This is a genomic window from Companilactobacillus mindensis DSM 14500, from assembly GCF_001434275.1.
Classification (GTDB): Bacteria; Bacillota; Bacilli; order Lactobacillales; family Lactobacillaceae; genus Companilactobacillus; species Companilactobacillus mindensis.
This window is the reverse complement of record NZ_AZEZ01000078.1, coordinates 1815-21289: the sequence shown is the minus strand read 5'-3', so window position 1 is coordinate 21289 and position 19475 is coordinate 1815. Positions and strand designations below refer to the sequence as shown.

Below are 19475 nucleotides of genomic sequence, written 5' to 3'. Positions count from 1 at the left end.
TCGTTTATAATTGAGTGTAAATATTGTTATGAATATTGTGGACTTATCCTTACTTTGGCGAGAGAGGATAGGTCTTTTTTTTATTTACACTCGATTTCATAATTATTTCGCTATTTCTGTATCGTAAATATGTAAGATTTCAGCTACTCGCAAAGAATCTTTAGCTAGTTTGGTAGCCAATTCAGTAGCATCATATGAAATGCTATTCTCAATAACCACGCTATCATTTTCGATAGCATCAAAATAAATATGCATTTCGTCATATAGTCCTAGTAGCTCGTTGTCTAATTTGTCATCTAATTCACTGTTGTATGGTGTCATATGTTGATTTCTCCAATTATCTTATTTGTATTAGTTAACGCCCCGCTAGACTTAAATTATTGTTCTAATACAAATTGTTTAATTTCATCTTTACTGTAAAGCGTGATACCTCTAACAACGTGGTAGGGCATGCCAATATCGAGAAACTTATCAAGCGTATTATTCGATACACCTAAATACATACAAGCCTCTTTCTTACGAAAAAAGTCTTTACTATTAATACTGGCATCCTTACGAGCCTTGCTAATAGAATCAGTAACCAACTTATAAATGTCATCCCCTAGGGATGCTTGTTGATCGTGTGATAATGTAATCTCCATTTCTATTTGTTCTCCTTATTTTTTTTGACTATAGCACTATTTAGAAAAGTAAAAATTTTTCCATTTTATATGGCACATTCTTCTTTACTTTTCTTTACTAAAAATCACAAAAATAAGTCATTTAAAGTGGTAATAATGCTATCGCTTTTAAATAGTTCCAAAATAATAGCCATTTCATTTTCTTTAAATGGAACTAACCCATTTTCTTTTTTGCCATAACTATTAGTAGAAATACCTATCTTTTTTGCAAGCTCACTCTGTGTAAGACCTAGTTCTTTTCTGTATTTAAGTAATGTCCAATGCATGATATCGCCTCTTTTCTTTACTTTTCAATACTAGCAGAAAATATTTTTATTTGCAAACTTTTCTTTACTTTTAACAACTTAACAGATATATTAATAACGATAGGGGAGTGAAATGGATGACTATAAGTAATTATTATTTAGGACAAAAAATTAGCTCCATAAGATTAAATTTGGGTTTGTCACAAGAACAATTTGCTGAAAAGGTTGGTTCTCTTACGGGAAGTAATACTATTTCAAAAGGGACTGTTAATAATTGGGAACATGGAAGAAATAAACCTAATAAGGCAAGGCAAGTAGCGATAGCAAAGTTGGGAGGTATAACCCGTGATGAATTAATCAATGATGAATACGGTTGGGAATTGTGGTCAAAGGCGACTGGTATTTCTGAAGAAAGAATAAAACAAGAATATGACAGAATGTATCAGGCTGGACGTGTCAAAAAAGAGGATGACATCCAAGATATTATAGGACAAGCTGTTGCAAACTTGTCAGGAGACGGTCAAACGGATGCTGGAGCAATTAATCAAATTGAATATGCAATATTAAATTTGGGATCAATGGTTGATAACTTTTATATTGATGATGAAAAAAAGAAAAAATATGCAGATAAATACGGACTTCTTAGTTTTGCCAATCTTGATGATATTTTTTATGATGATATGAACCCTGATGTTTATCATGAAATATTTAAAATACTTCAAAATACAAGAATGCAATTGGATGATCTAAAAGAAAAGTATCATCTACATTAACTAACCACCCACGAAACTAACACGCCCCGCTAGCGTTTAGGAGTAGGACAATGACAGAAATTAAAATGTATGAAAAAAAAGACGGTACGACCGCCTATATGTTTAGTGTTTATTTAGGAATGGATGAACTAACAGGCAAAGTAAAAACAACCACTCGTAGAGGTTTCCAGACACAAAAAGAAGCCCGCCTAGCAATGTCTAAACTACTATTAGACACTGACAAGCATGGCTTTCAGAAATTGGATAATAAACCATTTAAGGCTATTTATGAACAATGGTACGATCAATATAAATCAACGGTCAAAGAATCTACTTATACGAAAACCGATGAAAACTTTACACTTCATATTTTACCAGAAATAGGTAGCATCCCTATGAATAAACTTAAAACTATTCATATTCAAACGGCTGTTAATAAGTGGTTTAAGGATGGTTTAACTATGTATAAAAGATTTTACAACTATATTAATAGAGTGCTTACTTGGGCTTATAAGATGCAGATTATCAATGACAATCCCGCAAGTAGGGTTATTTTACCAGTTAACACAAGCCAATTTAAAACTATGAAAGATAACTATTATGATTTAAAAGAATTGAAACATTTTTTTGAATGTTTGAATGACTTGGATAATCCGCAAGCATACATGTATTTTAGACTATTAGCATTTACAGGGATGCGCAAAGGCGAAAGTTTGGCGTTGCTTTGGACTGATATAGACTTTAATAATAATCAGATAAGTATTACTAAAACGGAATCGCAAGGCGTTCATGGTCGCTTATTAGTTAATACACCTAAGACAGACGCTAGTGTAAGAGTAGTCAATGTTGATGATAAAACTATGTCAATGCTGAAAGAGTGGCGTAAAACGCAACGTAATGAGCTACTAATGTTAGGTTTTAATACAATTAATAAAGATCAACTTGTATTTTCCAATAATAGAAATACCATGCTTTTTCCTACTAAACCTAGAATATGGTTACAACGTGTTATTTCTCGTTTTGATTTAAAGAATGTAACTGTTCATGCATTTAGACGTACGTTTGCTACCCTTGCTATTGAGTCTGGCGCTTCACTAAAAGAGGTACAAGCGCAATTAGGACACTCAAGTTATAAAACGACTATGGATATTTACACTGAAGTTACTTCAAAGCAAAAAAAAGAAACCGCTCAAAAGTATGCTGATTATGTTAATTTTTAGAGGGTATATAGTCAAAATATAGTCAAAGGGTGTTATTTCACTAAATAAAAGGCTTTAAACGTTGGTATTACAGTATTTATTGGATGCCTATATTGTTCCTGATAAGAACGCTAACTTTCATACCATGTAACTGCCGGCTTTACTGGAAATACTTTTGAGTAGTATTGGACTTTGTCATGGGTAGCAAACTTATCCAGTGTTTCCAGCCTTATAGCCGATTTTTGTTCATCAGTTCAGTAATTTGCTTTGGGCTTCCTTCAGATTCCACCTCGCGGTGGACACCCTTGCCATTAGCTAGTGATTCCGACTACTACGGCTCACAGTGGACTTTCGCCACCAAGTTAGCGCCCATGCCGGGCGCACTACGCTAATAGGCCATTCAATTTTTTGGATGGCCTATTTTAGAATTATTTTAAATAAAATATCCGACTTCCAGTCATTCACCGAGATTTCATGGAAGGCGGCAGTGCCCAATCAAACTCCGGAAAAAGTCAATCTTTGGCTTATGAATCTGTTTTTTCGAGTTTTAACTGATGTGTATATTCTTGATCGATGGCTTTTTGAGCAGCTAAGTTGAGATAATTAAAGGGCTCATTAAAGTTGGGCGAGAAAAGCATGTCAATGTAAGCCAAATCATCAATAGTATTTTTATTTTGGATAATTACAGAAATGGTATTGGCTGATTGAGCTACTTCGTGCGGACTCATTAATTGAGCTCCTAAAACGCGTCTAGTTTTGCGGTCGTAAACTAATTCAATCGCAATGTGATCAGTCTCTGGCATAAAGTCAGGACGATAGTCTGCTTCAAAGAAGACACTTTGAGCATCGAAAGCAGTTTTTGAGGCCGCTTTTAACGTTAAACCAGTGCAGGCAACTGTTTGACCAAACAAAAGCATGCCGGTAGTAGCTTGGGTACCTAAAGATTTTACTCGATGACCAAACAAGTTCATGCCCGCTAAAGTGCCTTGACGGATAGCGTGGGAGGCTAAAGGAACGTAGATAGGATCGACCGTTAAATTATAGTTGTTTTCTGCAACATCGCCGGCAGCAAAAATATCGGGATCGGATGTTTCCATATATTCGTTCGTAATGATAGCGCCGTTCTTAGCTAGCTTTACTTGACCTTTTAAGAGATCGGATTGAGGTAAAACACCAGGACAAATTGCGACCATATCAACTTCGTAGTTCTTTCTATCAGTTGTTACTAATATTCTTTGATCCGCAGTGTCACTAAAACTCAAGACATTCGTACCAGCCGATACTACGATATGATGTTCGACTAATAATTGATGAATTTTGTCGGCAATGACTGGGTCGGTATATTCATTCAATAATTGTTTGTTTCTTTGGAAAAGAATTACTTCGTGGCCAGATTTAACAAAGCCTTCAGCCAATTCGACGCCAGCATATCCACCACCGAGGATGGCAATTTTATGATGTGATTGACCAGCTTCGTATAATTTATGGGCCTGTGAGAAGGTTTTGCAAAGCATAACTTTAGGATTCTCAATTCCTGCAATAACAGGGATCGAGGTACGTGAACCGGTCGCCATGATCAATTTATCATAATCATCATTGACGAATTTTTTAGTTTTAAGGTCTTGACTTAAAATAGTGTGTTCTTTCGCATCGATTTTGATGACATCGTATTGCATGCGCATCGTAACGTTTTGATCACGGAATTCTTGTGGGTCGGCATAGAGGACTTTATCTAAGTCATCAACAGTGCCGCCAATGTGAAGGTAAGTCGCACAGGACAGATATGAAATTTCACTACTGCGTTCATAGACAGTTATATCAGCATCAGGATAATATTTTAAACATTGTTTCATTGCGGAAATACCCGCGTGAGTACATCCAATTATGGCTACTTTCATTGATTAATCACTACTTTTCTAACTGAATCTGAGTCGATATTTTTCGTAAGCGTGCGGTCCTTTTAATTAAGAGTATACTAAAATTATATACGATATTTATAAAAATAGTAGTAAATTGGCATGTTAATTTTTATTTATAGGGGGAATAATTCTTGAAACCGGTATACAGATTTTTTGTTCAACCTCAAATCGATGTCGACACTCAAACGATTTATGGTTATGAATTATTGATCAAGCAATTAACCGCTGAAGGTTGGCGATTGCCAGAGTCGTTTACTGAACTCGACACGCATGAGATAGCTAAATTATTGATAGCTACGACAAAAATTTTAGGATCAAAAGTCGGTTATTGTTCTGTAAATATCAGCCGGGAACAATTAATGGACACTCAAATGGCAGAGGCTATCATTAAAAGTCAAATGCAGCTGTACCCAACTAAGCTAGTCGTAGAGTTGACTGAAGAAAAGGGTCCACATAAGTATTCTAATTATGCTTTGATCCCACAGCTACGCAATTTTATGGAGCACGGAATGCAGATATCCCTGGATGATGTCGGGACTGGCGACAATGGCTTAGAAAGCGTTCGAGATCTTTTGCCATTAGCTTCCGAGATGAAATTTGCTCTGCAGAATTTTCGCACCGGAATCAAGGACCCTAACATCCGAGAGAAGTTACGTCATTGGCAAGATATCAGTGAAAAGTATGGTCTGCGTTTGATCTTGGAAGGTATCGAAGATCAAGAAGATGCAAGTATGAGCGATAGTTTACAGATCAATTTGCGACAAGGATATTTTTATGGCAAACCGGCCTTGTTGCCTTTACCTGGAGACGAAAAGCAGAATTGAGTTCCTTTCTTTTGTGACGAATCGTCTTATCTTTTCTGAAAATTTACGGTATATTAATAAGTATTGTAAATCAATTGATGAGGATAAATAATTGAAAAAGAAAATTTTCTTCCTATTATTGTTGTCGCTTTTTTTGAGTGCTTGTAGTATGCAAACGAATGATTCGCAAAAAAATGCTACAACCGATAGTAAACTGACTACAGCTGAGCAAGTCAACCAGATGAAACAGTGGAGTTATCATTCGGGGGATGATCCCATCAAAGTCCTGAACCATGATCGGCCCACGACTATCAAAGCGACTGACTTTACCAAAGCTCAGATCAAATATGGCAAGCTCGATAGTTTGAATCGGACTAAAACGGCCACGGCTTACTTGACTAAGGAAAATTTGGGACATTCTAATACTAGAACTGAACAAGTTTGGCGACCAACTGGCTGGCACAATGAACCTAGATCAATCGCTGGCAAGAGAGTCATACCCCAAAACCGTGGTCATTTGATTGCCTATACGATGACGTTTAATTTGAATGATCAGGGCAAGAGCAACCCTGGACATTTGGGTAGTACCGATAACCCTTATAATCTTTTTACGCAGACATCGTTTTCCAATCAGAAGACTATGACTGAAGTGGAACAACTGGTTCGAAAGTCATTGGCTCAAAATAAAAAGGTTATTTATCAAGTGACGCCAATTTTTCGTGGTCAGGAATTAATGGCTCGTGGCGTCTGGGTTCAAGCTATATCAACGGATGGAACTTTAAAATTCAACCGTTACCTTTGGAATGTGCAGTCTAAGATCCAATATGACTATTCAACCGGTCGCTCAAGAGTTGATACTGAGATGCAAGTTCCTGGAGATGACGGTTTTACGCAAGTGATCAACAATTATCGGCATAATAATTACCAACGAAAAAAGTATTACCAAAAAAATTATTAAAATAGATAGAGAGTGGAGTAAGGTCATCTGAAAAAATTGGATGGCTTTTTTATTTGGCTGATTTTTTTAAATAATTATGTCTTTTTTATGGCAAAAATAGACGGTTTGTCCAATAATATGGGTTAGTAATGAGGACGAACACCTCTTTCATCGAGGGGATGAAAAGCAATGGATCGAATTTTAAATTATACAGTCAAGTTACGTCGATCACGGATGACTAAGATCGTTCGGAATACATTAACGATTCTTTTTCCAATCATGTTGATCGGTAGTTTTGCTGAAGTTTTGAAATTTACGTTTTTGACAAAAAATGGCTACATGGCACGAATGTTTGGTATTCCTTATTGGTTGCCATTTAATAATGAACTCAATTGGATCATGGGAGTCATCTTTCACTGTACGATCGATATGATTGCACTCTATGCGGCATACGGAGCGGCTTATTTTACGGCGAAAGAATACAAAAAGGATGCGGCTAGAGCCGGTGCAGTCGGCTTGATGGCTTTTTTGATTATCTCGTTTCAACCAAATAGTGCAGGAATGCCTGACTTCAGTCGCTTTTTGATGTCAGAAGGTATGTTGATCGCCTTGGTGGTTGGGTATTTGTGTAGTCGGATCTTAGTTATTTTTGGCAATTCACAATTGGACAGACGAAACCAAGTAATTTTGCCAGTTATTATAATTATTATTTTATCGTCATTATTGAACTTCTTAGGAATCGTCATGATCAAATTAGAGATTCCAACCTACGTGGCTAGCTTCGTCATGCAGCATACGCAGATCAATGCTCTATTCTATGTTTTGGGAATGGGGACTTTAACCGATCTGTTGAGCTGGATGGCAGTTGGTGGTCCATTTACCAATAGTCCAACTTTTACCGATACGCCATCGATGGCTAATTTGAGTGCGGCTTTAAAAGCCGGTTCGCCTTGGAAAGTTCCGTATAATTTCACCGATACGACACTGTTTCACAGTTTTGCCAACTTTGGTGGGACGGGGGTTACTTTGGCATTGATTATTGCCATCTTGATTTTTTCTAAAAAACCACGTAATCGAAATGTTTCTAAATGGGCTATTTTTCCAGCTATTTTCAACAACGACTATCCTATGATGCTAGGGATTCCAGTCTTGTTCAATCCCATTTATTTAATTCCCTTTGTAGTTGCACCGTTAATTAATATGATAATTGCGGCCCTCTTTATCACTTTGCGCTTGATACCGGCGGCCGTTTATCCAGTGCCAGTGGGAACGCCAGGGCCTTTGATCGGTTTCATTGGGACTAATGGGAATTGGCTGACCTTGGTATTAGGAATATTTTTGATAATCCTAGATGTTTTGATCTATATGCCTTTTGTCAGATTGTCTGATCAAATTTCTACGAGAGCGGGTCAGATCAATGAAGAAGATTAAAGTATGGTTTTGGATAATTATAAGTGTGATTTTGTCCGTGACGATGGTCAGTATTTCACTGAATTGGTCACGGGCCAGCGTCACTGATCTGACTAAATTGCACAATTCTCGTTTGTCTCCAGTGATCATGATTCCCGGCAGTTCTGCTTCGGTTGACCGATTCGATACTTTGGTGAAAAAGTTAAACAAGAATAATCGTAATCCCCACAGTCTGATCAAAGTAAGAGTGACGACTGATGACAAATTACATTTCTCCGGCCGTTTGCGTCAAGGGGATAATGAACCGATCATTGTTGTCGGTTTCCAAAATAATCACGATGGCTACGATAATATAAAAAAACAAGCTCGTTGGTTCAATTTAGCGTTCAAGAGTTTAACGAAACAGTATGCCTTCAACAACTTTAAAGTAATCGGTCACTCCAATGGTGGGCTTATATATACGACTTTTTTGGAAAAATACTATGCTAGTTATTCAAGTCAGATCAAACTCAAACAGTTGATGACGATCGGCTCGCCATATAATTTCAATGAGAAATCAGTCCGTCACAAGACCCAGATGCTATCGGATTTTATTAAGAATCGCGACAAAATTCCTAGCAGTTTGAGTGTCTATTCAGTTGCCGGAACAGAAACTTATAACTCCGATGGGTTGGTACCTTTAGGCAGCGTTATGGCTGGAAAATACATCTATCAAGGCCGAGTTAAGCACTTTACGACGATCTCTGTTTCGGGTTCGGATGCGCAACATTCAGATCTTCCACAAAATGATCAGATAATCGATTTGATCAATCGTTATATTTTAGATCCTAAACAGCTGCCGAAAAATCTTCAGAATACAAATAACCTAGATAATTCGCCAAAATTGAAATAATATTTGCACCCCATGGAAATAGTCCGTATAATGCTTGCTAGACTACAACGAAGAAATGAGGATTATATATTTGATTACTGTTAGTGATGTAAGTTTGCACTATGCCGACCGCAAATTGTTTGAAGATGTAAACATCAAGTTTGCACCAGGTAACTGTTATGGTTTGATCGGGGCAAATGGTGCCGGTAAATCAACCTTTTTGAAAGTTTTATCTGGCGAGATCAAGCCATCAACTGGTTCTGTTAAATTAGGACCCAATGAACGTTTAGCAACCCTAAAACAAAATCACTTTGACTACGATGATTACACAGTGATGGAAACCGTTTTGATGGGACACGCGGATCTTTACAAGATCATGCAAGAAAAAGATGCTATTTACATGAAACCCGACTTCAATGAAGAAGACGGTCTCAAAGCTGCCGATTTAGAAGCTAAGTTTGGTGAAATGGGTGGCTGGGAAGCTGAAAGTGAAGCTTCCCAAATGTTGCAAGGTTTGAATATTCCTGAAAAATTCCATCAAGAAAAAATGGCTACTTTGACAGCCGGTCAAAAGATCAAAGTTTTACTAGCTCAGGCTTTGTTCGGTCAACCAGATGTCTTGCTATTGGATGAGCCAACTAATGGTCTGGATGTTGATTCGATCGATTGGTTGGAAGAATTCTTGATCAACTTTGAAAATACCGTCATTGTCGTATCCCATGACCGTTACTTCTTGAACAAAGTATGTACTCACATGGCTGATCTTGATTACGGTAAGATTCAGCTTTACGTTGGTAACTACGATTTCTGGCAAGAATCTTCCCAATTAGCTCAAAAGTTAATTCAAGATCAAAACGCTAAAAAAGAAGAAAAAATCAAAGAATTACAAGATTTCGTGGCTCGTTTCTCAGCCAATGCTTCCAAGTCCAAGCAGGCTACGTCACGTAAAAAGATGTTGGACAAGATCACTTTGGATGATATTCAACCAAGTTCAAGACGTTATCCATTTATTAAATTCGTTCCTAACCGTGAGATTGGAAATGATTTACTGAAAGTCGACAATTTGACTGTTTCGATCGACGGCAAAAAGGTACTTGATAACATCAGTTTCATCTTGAACAAGGATGATAAAGTTGCTTTCTTAGCTAAAAACGACATGGTAACAACCGCCTTATTCAGAGTTCTTGCCGGTGATTTGACGCCAGATTCTGGTTCGATCACTTGGGGTGTAACGACTAGCCAAGCATACTTGCCAAAGGATTTCACTGCCATGTTTGACGAAGAGACACCAATTATCGATTGGTTGCGTCAATTTGCTGAAAAGGGCGAAGATGATGATACCTTCCTTCGTGGATTCTTAGGAAGAATGTTGTTCTCAGGTGACGATGTTACTAAATCAGTCAACGTGCTTTCTGGTGGTGAAAAAGTTCGGGTCATGCTTTCAAAGATGATGCTATTAAAAGCCAACGTCTTATTGCTAGATGACCCTACGAACCATTTGGATCTGGAATCTATTACAGCCTTGAATGATAGTTTGATCGATTATAAGAGTTCAATTCTCTTTGCCTCGCATGATCACCAGTTCATTCAAACTATTGCCAACCGTTTGATTTACTTGACAGCCAATGGGGTAGTTGATCGAGCTGACACGACCTATGATGAATTCCGTAGCAATGAACAAGTTGAAAAACAAATTGCTGAATTAGATGCTGAATAAAGTATAAATAGAAAAATCGATAACTCATATTTGGGGTTGTCGATTTTTTGCTTGGAAGGATAAATATTGAACTTATGACAGGTATAATATTAGATATGACAATAATTATATAAAGTGAGGGAAATAGCTTGAGTTGGATTCTTATAATGATCTTAGCTGCAACGATGGCTGGTTTTGTCCAAGGCGTGACTGGATTTGGTTCGGGAATCGTCATGATGATCTTCTTGCCGTATCTTTTACCAATCAATCAAAGTGCTGGAGTATCAACTTTAACGATGTTGATTGCTAATGCGATGGTCGTTTGGCGGTATCGGAAGTATTTGAAGTGGCAAAAATTGGCAATACCTTTTGGAATATATATCGTGACGGCAATTTGTTCACTCTTCTTGAGTCAATCACTAGCTTCGAACCATCTTAAATTGCTGTTGGGGATTTTGTTAGTCGTCTTGTCGCTATATTATTCATTGATGAATATTCGCTCGATCACTGTCAAAAATATTCCCATTTATGTGATGATAATTTTTTCTTTGATCTCAGGCTTCTTCAACGGAATGTTTGGAATCGGTGGGCCTTTGATGGCACTGTATTTCTTGACCATTTCTGATTCTAAGGAAAATTATTTAGCCAGTATTCAAACGTTTTTCTTAGTCGATACTTTTATCATGACGACCTTGCGTTTTTCCAGTGGCATCCTTGATTTAAGCAGTATTAAATTCGTGTTAGTAGGTATTATTGGGGCAATTATTGGAACGATACTGGCCAATCGCTTGGTCCAACATTTGAATATTAAATTTATGACATTATTTATTTATGTTTTTATCGGCGTCAGTGGTTTGTATTATTTACTGACGGCACTCTAATGTACTGAATGGCTACATATCAAATGTATTTGCCTTCCAGGAAATGATTATAATTTAAAGTAGTTCCAACAAGAAGGTAATATAATGCTGAGAAAGATTTTGGTAGCTTTAAATGGTGGACCGACATCTTACGATGCTTTGAATACAGCGATTGAATTGACTCAAAAGGATCACGGTGAACTTATCTTGATGTCAGTAGTCAATACGGTTAATTTGCCAGTGAATTTTGGGGTCTCATTCAATCCCGATTTAGCGGATGATTTGCAAAATGATTCTGAGATGAACTTGATGTTGGCCAAGAAAATTTTAAAAAATAAACATTTGGACTATCATACATGTCTGTTGTATGGTGATCCAGCTGTGGAGATCCTGACTTATTCGCGGAGTAGACATGTCGATTTGATCGTTATGGGTAAACCGATGATGCATGGAATTGCAAAAATGTTTTCTGATTCGGTCGCAAAGTACGTTTCAGAACACACTGATATCAATACATTAATGGTGGGATAAATAAAAGACTCAATTTCTAATTATTAGAAATTGGGCCTTTTTTAAGGTTGCTTAAATAAAACTAGCGTATGGTTTTAAATATCAACTTAATTAAATTAAAAATAAGGAGTGATTGTTATGCGTTGGATACCTTTAGCGTTGATCTTATTTGTAGCAACTATCAGTGGTTTGTATATCGTCGAGACAGTCACTAATTTTGAAAAACGACGTTTTGATTTGACCGCTGTAGCTTATCTGACCTTTTTAGGCATGATTCTTTTTTCACCAATTTCTTTTGACGGTTCATCGACTTACGTGATGCCGTTAGGAATCGGTAGTGTTAATTTACATCAGTTAGATATTTTGGATGTTGGTTTTGCGGAAAATATTATCTTGACCGTACCGTTAGGCTTTTTGATCAAAAAAACTTTTTCCCACATGTCACTTAGTTCGATAGCCTTTTTGGGATTTACGATCGGTGGTGGAATTGAGACGACACAATATTTCTTATCGCATTTGGTTTTGATAAATAGAACTAGCGATATCAACGATGTGATTTCAAATGCCATTGGAATCGTGATCGGAGCGGTATTGATGATGACTTACAACTACTTGTTGAGAAATAAATTTGGTATATACTAATAAGTTTTACATTCTAGGAAATAAAATTGTCATGCGTTATAATAAGACGATGCAAGTAAATATTTGTTATAACAAATATTTTTTGATAGAGTGATTTTCTGGAGGCTATATATGAAAGAGGCGCCAAAGTATGTGGTTGTGGCAAATCATCTGAGACAACAGATTTTAGAAAAAGAATATAACATAAATGAACAGTTACCACAGGAAACAGCGATTGCTAAAGCTTTGAATGTCAGTCGTATCACCGTTCGTAAGGCATTGGATATTTTAGTCAATGAGGGTTTGATCTATCGGATCCAAGGGTCCGGAACTTTTGTAAAAGATAATCAGCCTGGAGAAAATGTTGAGAATAACAATTCCTTAGAAATTTTTGATTTCAATAAATACCAAGTCAAATTATTGAATTTTGGTGTTAGTAAACCTGATCAAGAAGTTATGGATCAAATGAATATCAATCAATTTGACCTTACTTATGAGATCGAACGCCTGATTATGAACGGCGATAAGACAGTAGCTCTGCAAAATATTTTTATGCCGGTGAAGATAATTCAAGGTATGCAGATGAACTCTTTGATGGGATCGATTTACGATTTTATCGATAAGGACTTGGACTTAACGGTCGATAATGCATCAGAACAATCTCCTGTGAGATCTCGAATGAGGAAACAACGAAAATATTGTCATTGAAGCAACCGGAACCGTTATTGACGATTGAGCAACGCTCATTTTTGGATAATGGTCAAATTTTTGAATATGCTTATACATATATTCGTTCGTCACAATTTTCACTGCATGAATCGGTCTAAATGACTAACCTATCAACGATATCGTTGATAGGTATTTTTTTGCCCTAAAATTCAAGTTTTAAATTGGTTATAACAAATTAATAAAAGGTATTGACTTTAAAAGTATATACTTTTATACTGAAAGCGTTAACAAATGAAGGGGGGTTCATTATGAAACAATTAAAGATCGCTATTTTCTGTAGTGGAGGATTTTCAACTAGTTTAGTTGGATCCAAGATGCAAAAGGTTTATGACGCTGAAGGTAAGGACGTCAAAGTTGATGCCTATGACTTCGGAATGGTTGATGAAGTCGGTGACAGTGTCGATGTTATTCTGTTAGCTCCACAAATTGGTTGGGCTTTTGATCAAACTAAAGCAGCTTATCCAAATACCAAAGTTATACTTTTGACTATGCAACAATTCGGAAGCATGGATGGTCAAGTACTTGTCGATGCACTAAAAGAGGAAGGAATCGATTAAGATGAGTAAACAAGAGGGAAAAGGAATGCAAAATTTTCAAGCTAATTTCACTAGAATAGCCGGAAAAATTGCTGCCAATAAGTTATTACTTACTTTGCGTGATTCCTTCATCATTGTTGCTGCCACTTCAATGATTGCCGGTTTTGCGATTATGATCCAAAACGTTTTCGTCGATCCAACTAATGGACTGATCTTTGGTAAACAAGGTTTGCAGTTGGGTCGTTTGATCAGTGGTTCTTGGGCTGCTTGGCAAACTTCAGGTTTGTTCAATGGCTTGACTACAACTGGTAACTTGATTGGACTAGTTTCAAATGGTTCATTAAATACATTTGCGGTATTATTAGTAGTTATTTTCTCACATACATTTTCACGTAAGTACTTCCCAAAGAGTAAGGAACACATGACATCTGTTCTTTATGCTCTCGGTGCATTCTTTATCTGTATGCCTTGGAAATTCCAATACACACCAGATGGCGCTAAAAAGCCAATCGATGTTTTGAATTACATGGATACAACTTTCTTTGGTACTAAAGGTGTTTTCGCCGCTTTACTAATCAGTGGCTTCGCTGTATGGATCTACAACAAGATTCTTGAAAAGAACATCACTATCAAGATGCCTGATTCAGTTCCACCTGCTGTTGCTCGTTCATTCGAATCATTGATCCCTGGCGTTATCACCATGGGTGTCTTCATTGCTTTGACAGGTATCAGTACAACCTTGACTGGTGAAACAATGCCAGAACTACTTTTGACAGCTCTACAAAAACCAGCTTTAGCTATTTCTGGTACTGGATTATTCGCCTTTGTCTCACAAACTACTTGGAGTTTGCTTCAATGGTTCGGTATTCACCCAACATCAATTTGGGGACCTATCTACGGACTAACATGGAATATCAATGATACTCAAAACATGCTTGGTCAAGCACACCACATTTACTCAACACTATTCATGAACTTCTCAACTGTTGCTGCCGGTTCATGTTCAGTTTCACCAGTGCTTGCTCTGATCTTGTTCTCAAAGAGAGCCGCTGCTAAGAAGGTGTCAAAGATTGCTTTGATGCCTGCTATCTTTAATATTTCTGAACCTGTAACTTTCGGTCTTCCTATTATCTTGAATCCTTTGTACTTCATTCCTTGGGTAGTTGCTCAACCATTAGCATTCTACATTGGATTATTCTTTACAAAGATCGGATTCATCGGACCTATCGTCAATAATGTTCCTTGGACAGTTCCAACTTTGCTTTCAGGTTTGCTATACACAGGTTCGATCAATGGTTTGATCGTTCAAGCTGTAATCGTAATTATTACAACTGCAATTTACTACCCATTTGTCAGAATGGACAACAAGTTGAACCCTGATGTTGCTTCTAAGGATGCCGATATGGAATCTGCTCACGAAGCTTCAGCTAAAAATGTTCAACCAGCATAAAGGAGTTAAGAATTTTGGATGAAAAACAATTAGAACGTGCTATGCAACTTATCTCAGTTGCGGGTACTGCTAAATCAAAGGCCATCGAAGCTATGACTGCTGCCGAACAAGGCGACATTGAAAAAGCTGAAACAACTTTGAAAGAAGCTCGTAAAACTTTACACGAAGCTCATAATATTCAGACTAAATGGATGACTGATGAGATGAATGGTGAAAAAGTTGAGAAATCAATCATGCTGATCCACTCACAAGATCACTTCATGTCAGCTGATATTATGATGACTGTGGCTGAAAAAGTTATTAATTTACACAAAGAAATCAGTAGTTTAAAGGCAGAAAAGGTCAATGACTAGTTTAAAAGTAGATGATATCTACACTGATAAAATGGTAGTTCCCGCCAACAAAGCTTTCACGATTGCGGGACAAGCAGTTGCCAAAGCTAGGGTGGATATCGAACTAATTGATCGATTGGTTTCAACTCAAGCCGATGCCACAGGCGCTTGGGTAGCTGAAATTGCTCCTTTACCAGAAAAAATCACTACCACGATCACTATCAAGAGTTTAGAGGAAACTTTGACGCTCAAAGAAGTTAGAACGGGAACAGTTTTGCTCTTGACGGGGCAGTCAAATATTGAATTTAAATTCCGAGATGACAGTGAATATCAAGATCAGATCGACCATTTAGATTTACAAAATGTGTACTTCTACAATGTTCCTCAACTTGAATATCGCAATCAAGAACATGTTTTACCAAACGACTTGAAAAAATCAAACTGGCAAATTGCCGACGAAAAGACGCTTTGGGAAATGTCTGATATTGGTTATTGGATGGCTAAACGACTGCACGAGCTCGATTCGACAATGATTGTTGGTATCATCGACTGTTATAAAGGTGGAACTTCGGCTTCATCTTGGGTCCCAAAAGAAGTTTTGCAAAGTGATCCAGAACTGATCAATCGTTATATCAAGCCATTTAAAAAGGCAACGACTGGCAAGACTAAAGTCGACTATGATCGAGAGTTCAAATCCTACAATGCTTTGGTTGAAAAACACAATACAGATTTAGCTAAATTTATGAAGGAAAATCCTAAGGTCTCGCTCAGTGATGCCAAAGGTACAGTAGGGCACACACCATGGCCACCTCCTATGACGCCGACATCGTATTTACGTCCCAATGGTTTGTATCATACGATGATCGAACAAGTCCAACATTTCACTTTTGATAAAGTTATTTGGTATCAAGGTGAAAACGACGCGGACAATCCGGATGTTTATGGCAAGTTGTTGCGAGGCTTGATCCTCAGTTGGCGAAAATTGTTCAATGACCGGGCCTTACCATTTTATATCGTTCAATTACCAGGCTATTTTGATGAACCCAAAGACGCTTGGCCAACGATTCGTCAAAATCAATTGCAAGTTTCGCAAACTGTTAATGATGTTCACTTGATTTCGATCGCTGATACTGGTGAAACGCACAATATTCATCCCACGCACAAACGGATTGCTGGCACAAGAATTGGAACGATCGTGTCAGGAGTTAGTTATGATGGTACGCCAGTTGTTTATCGCTATGAAATTGTCGGTAAAAAGTTGATTCTTTTTGTAGCTAAAGTAAGCGCTTTAATAGGACGCGGTAAAATCGAATTTATGTTGGAACGTGATGGCAAGTGGGTATCTCAAGAGGTCCAAATAGTCGGATCAACGATTGTGATCAATCAGATTCAAAATGTCAAAAAGATTCGCTATGAATTCAAAAATGATCCAAATTGTACGATTTTTAATGAAATTGGTGCACCATTAGCACCGTTTGAAATGGAGATAGGGTGAAGATGAGTAATTTAGGTTTAATCGGTATTGGTGGAACATCAATCAAATTTGCTGTGATGGGAAATAATCAACTGAAAAAGCTGGATCCAGTAAAGACTCCCAAAACTTTAGACGAGTTTTATACCGAACTCACTGAGAAAATAACTGAAATGAAAACAGATTTTGCCATTACTGGTGTAGGTATTAGTTCTCCTGGCGCCGTAAACAAGCAGACCGGAGTTGTTGAAGGAGCCTCAGCCATTCCTTATATCCATAACTTTCCAATTCAACAGGCATTGGAAGAACGTTTTGGATTACCAGTAAGTATGGAGAACGATGCCAACTGTGCAGCTTTGGCAGAAGTAGATTCAGGTGCTGGTAAAGACGTTGACAGTCTATTGTTCTTAATTATTGGCACTGGCGTTGGCGGTTCAGTTATTATCAATCATAAGATTTGGCATGGAGCTCATCTGTTTGGTGGTGAATTTGGCTACACTTTAGTTGATGATGAAAATACACTCAGCAATCTAGCAACTTCGGTTGGCATTGCTCAAAGATACAATATCGCATCAAAACCTGTCACTGATTACTCGGGTAAAGAAGTCTTTGACCTAGCTGAAAAAGGCGATTTTCGTGCCCAAAAGGAAGTTCAAACGATGTATTATTCCTTAGCTAAGGGAATTTACAATTTACAATATAGTTTTGATCCAGAATTGATTGTTCTCGGGGGAGCAGTTTCCAATAATCCACACTTGATTCCAGAAGTGGACAAAGAAATTGAAAAGATTCGCAAAGTAGTTAAAATCGCCTCGATCAAACCCCAGATAGTATCATGTGAGTACACTGATGAGGCCAATTTAAGAGGCGCTGCGGTCGACTTTGATCAAACATATCCAAAGGAGAAATAAATAATGCTAGAATTTCCAAAAGATTTTGCATGGGGCGCCGCAACTTCAGGACCTCAATCAGAAGGAAACTTCCACAAGGCCAATCAAAATGTCTTTGATTACTGGTTTGAAAAGGATCCGAAAGCCTTTTATGATGGCGTAGGGCCTGACACAGCTTCTAATTTTTACAATGATTATCAAACTGATCTGCCCTTGATGGCTCAAGCCGGTATTAAGGCTTTGCGGACATCGATCCAATGGACACGTTTGATCAAAGATTTGGATACGGGTGAAGTCGATCCAACCGGAGTAGAATTTTATAACAACGTCATCGACTGCATGTTGCAAAATGGCATCACGCCATATATCAACTTGTTCCACTTTGATCTGCCAATTAAGTTGTATCAAGAGTTTGGTGGTTGGGAATCGAAGCATGTGACCGACTTATTCGCCGATTTTGCCGAAAAGTGTTTTGAATTATTCGGAGATCGAGTAAAGAATTGGTTTACCTTCAATGAACCTAAGGTCATTTTGGACGGAGAGTATCTCTATCAATTCCACTATCCACTAAAGGTCGATGGACCAGCAGCGGTGCAAGTAGCCTATAATTTGAATCTGGCTTCAGCCAAGGCCATCAAGAAATTCAAAGCTTGGAAGAAAGCTAACGATTCAGACGCTAAGATTGGAACGATTTTGAATTTGACGCCAGCTTATCCAGCTACGGACGATCCAGAAGATAAAAAGGCTGCTAAATTTGCAACAATGTGGGATGATAATTTGTTCCTAGATCCAGCTGTATTAGGTCATTTTCCCGCTGAATTAGTCAAAATTTTGGATGAGGCAGGGGTCCTTTGGGAAAGCACTCCCGAAGAACTTGAATTGATCAAAGATAATACAGTCGATGTTTTGGGAGTAAACTTCTATCACCCTGAACGTGTGCAACGTCCTAGCGTTTCGCCTAAGAGTTTGCAAGATTGGATGCCGGATATTTATTTCGACAATTATGAAATGCCCGGTCGAGTAATGAACGTGGATAAGGGCTGGGAAATTTATCCTAAGACGCTTTACGATATTGCCATCAATCTGCGTGATAATTATGGCAATCTACCATGGTTCGTTTCCGAAAATGGGATGGGTGTCTCACGTGAAGAACGCTTTATGAAAGACGGCGAGGTTCAAGATGATTATCGAATTAAGTTTATTCAAGATCATCTAGTACAATTACACAAAGGAATTGAGGCTGGTTCAAACTGTCACGGTTACTTTGTCTGGACCGCCATCGATTGTTGGTCTTGGAAGAATGCCTACCGTAACCGTTATGGTTTGATTCGGGATGATATTCATACCCAAACTAAGACATTAAAGAAATCAGGTCGCTGGTATAAAAAGATCAGTGACGACAATGGTTTTGAAGAAGATTAACAAATAAGGTTCAGAAATCAATTTGATTTCTGAACCTTATTTGCTTATTCTCAAGCGACGTTCATTTTTATCTCCTATTTTATAATTGAGATATGAAAAAAATTGTTTTTACGTATTTATCATGGTCCTTTTTCAAGTTTGG

General features: G+C 37.7%; 20 protein-coding genes and 1 pseudogene. 17 read left to right on the top strand and 4 right to left on the bottom strand.

Annotated elements, in window-relative coordinates:
- Positions 1-102 precede the first annotated feature (102 nt).
- The 3 genes from FD29_RS07305 to FD29_RS07295 all read right to left on the bottom strand — a co-directional run bounded on the left by FD29_RS07305 (position 103) and on the right by FD29_RS07295 (position 946).
- Positions 103-321: a hypothetical protein gene (locus FD29_RS07305; RefSeq protein WP_057888285.1), complete on the bottom strand. Its 219-nt coding sequence runs from the start codon at positions 319-321 to the stop codon at positions 103-105.
- A gap of 56 nt (positions 322-377) precedes the next feature.
- Entirely contained in the window at positions 378-641 is a 264-nt protein-coding gene (locus FD29_RS07300; RefSeq protein ID WP_057888284.1) for a MerR family transcriptional regulator, read from the bottom strand.
- 104 nt (positions 642-745) lie between these two features.
- The gene (locus tag FD29_RS07295; protein WP_057888283.1) at positions 746-946 is read right to left on the bottom strand and encodes a helix-turn-helix transcriptional regulator; all 201 of its coding nucleotides are present in this window, start codon (positions 944-946) and stop codon (positions 746-748) included.
- A 116-nt stretch (positions 947-1062) separates the two neighbouring features.
- On the opposite strand from FD29_RS07295, the gene FD29_RS07290 reads away from it, so the two are divergent.
- Complete coding sequence (locus tag FD29_RS07290; protein ID WP_057888282.1) at positions 1063-1698, top strand: helix-turn-helix domain-containing protein; 636 nt, start codon at positions 1063-1065, stop codon at positions 1696-1698.
- 50 nt (positions 1699-1748) lie between these two features.
- Complete coding sequence (locus FD29_RS07285; protein ID WP_057888281.1) at positions 1749-2897, top strand: tyrosine-type recombinase/integrase; 1149 nt, start codon at positions 1749-1751, stop codon at positions 2895-2897.
- A gap of 503 nt (positions 2898-3400) precedes the next feature.
- Here the strand turns inward: FD29_RS07285 and FD29_RS07280 are convergent.
- Positions 3401-4774 carry an FAD-dependent oxidoreductase gene (locus tag FD29_RS07280; protein ID WP_057888280.1) on the bottom strand — a complete coding sequence of 458 codons (1374 nt, stop codon included), beginning with the start codon at positions 4772-4774 and terminating at the stop codon, positions 3401-3403.
- Positions 4775-4926: 152 nt separating this feature from the next.
- On the opposite strand from FD29_RS07280, the gene FD29_RS07275 reads away from it, so the two are divergent.
- From FD29_RS07275 to FD29_RS07205, 15 genes and pseudogenes are all read left to right on the top strand, one after another.
- Positions 4927-5619: an EAL domain-containing protein gene (locus FD29_RS07275; protein ID WP_057888279.1), complete on the top strand. Its 693-nt coding sequence runs from the start codon at positions 4927-4929 to the stop codon at positions 5617-5619.
- A 91-nt stretch (positions 5620-5710) separates the two neighbouring features.
- The gene (locus tag FD29_RS07270; protein ID WP_235804274.1) at positions 5711-6556 is read left to right on the top strand and encodes a DNA/RNA non-specific endonuclease; all 846 of its coding nucleotides are present in this window, start codon (positions 5711-5713) and stop codon (positions 6554-6556) included.
- Positions 6557-6724: 168 nt separating this feature from the next.
- The gene (locus tag FD29_RS07265; protein ID WP_057888278.1) at positions 6725-7966 is read left to right on the top strand and encodes a PTS transporter subunit EIIC; all 1242 of its coding nucleotides are present in this window, start codon (positions 6725-6727) and stop codon (positions 7964-7966) included.
- Positions 7953-8837 (top strand): alpha/beta hydrolase, encoded by an 885-nt coding sequence (locus FD29_RS07260; RefSeq protein ID WP_057888277.1) that lies wholly within the window; start codon positions 7953-7955, stop codon positions 8835-8837. Before FD29_RS07265 ends, FD29_RS07260 begins: the two co-directional genes overlap by 14 nt.
- Before the next feature lie 70 nt (positions 8838-8907).
- Positions 8908-10533: an ABC-F family ATP-binding cassette domain-containing protein gene (locus FD29_RS07255; RefSeq protein WP_057888276.1), complete on the top strand. Its 1626-nt coding sequence runs from the start codon at positions 8908-8910 to the stop codon at positions 10531-10533.
- Between the two features lie 128 nt (positions 10534-10661).
- Entirely contained in the window at positions 10662-11393 is a 732-nt protein-coding gene (locus tag FD29_RS07250; protein ID WP_057888275.1) for a sulfite exporter TauE/SafE family protein, read from the top strand.
- 84 nt (positions 11394-11477) lie between these two features.
- On the top strand, positions 11478-11903 hold the full coding sequence (locus tag FD29_RS07245; protein WP_057888274.1) for a universal stress protein: 426 nt from the start codon (positions 11478-11480) through the stop codon (positions 11901-11903).
- Between the two features lie 117 nt (positions 11904-12020).
- Positions 12021-12524, top strand: a complete 504-nt coding sequence (locus FD29_RS07240; protein WP_057888273.1) for a VanZ family protein — start codon at positions 12021-12023, stop codon at positions 12522-12524.
- Between the two features lie 111 nt (positions 12525-12635).
- Positions 12636-13330, top strand: a pseudogene (locus tag FD29_RS07235) (GntR family transcriptional regulator).
- Between the two features lie 150 nt (positions 13331-13480).
- A complete protein-coding gene (locus FD29_RS07230; RefSeq protein WP_057888271.1) occupies positions 13481-13789 on the top strand; it encodes a PTS sugar transporter subunit IIB in 309 nt (102 codons plus the stop codon).
- Between the two features lie 25 nt (positions 13790-13814).
- Entirely contained in the window at positions 13815-15218 is a 1404-nt protein-coding gene (locus tag FD29_RS07225) for a PTS sugar transporter subunit IIC (RefSeq protein ID WP_057888270.1), read from the top strand.
- Positions 15219-15232: 14 nt separating this feature from the next.
- On the top strand, positions 15233-15571 hold the full coding sequence (locus FD29_RS07220) for a PTS lactose/cellobiose transporter subunit IIA (protein ID WP_057888269.1): 339 nt from the start codon (positions 15233-15235) through the stop codon (positions 15569-15571).
- On the top strand, positions 15564-17045 hold the full coding sequence (locus FD29_RS07215) for a sialate O-acetylesterase (protein WP_057888268.1): 1482 nt from the start codon (positions 15564-15566) through the stop codon (positions 17043-17045). The genes FD29_RS07220 and FD29_RS07215 overlap by 8 nt, the downstream gene beginning before the upstream one ends.
- A 2-nt stretch (positions 17046-17047) precedes the next feature.
- Positions 17048-17932 (top strand): ROK family protein, encoded by an 885-nt coding sequence (locus tag FD29_RS07210; RefSeq protein ID WP_057888267.1) that lies wholly within the window; start codon positions 17048-17050, stop codon positions 17930-17932.
- A gap of 3 nt (positions 17933-17935) precedes the next feature.
- Positions 17936-19333 (top strand): glycoside hydrolase family 1 protein, encoded by a 1398-nt coding sequence (locus FD29_RS07205; protein WP_057888266.1) that lies wholly within the window; start codon positions 17936-17938, stop codon positions 19331-19333.
- Positions 19334-19475: the final 142 nt, after the last annotated feature.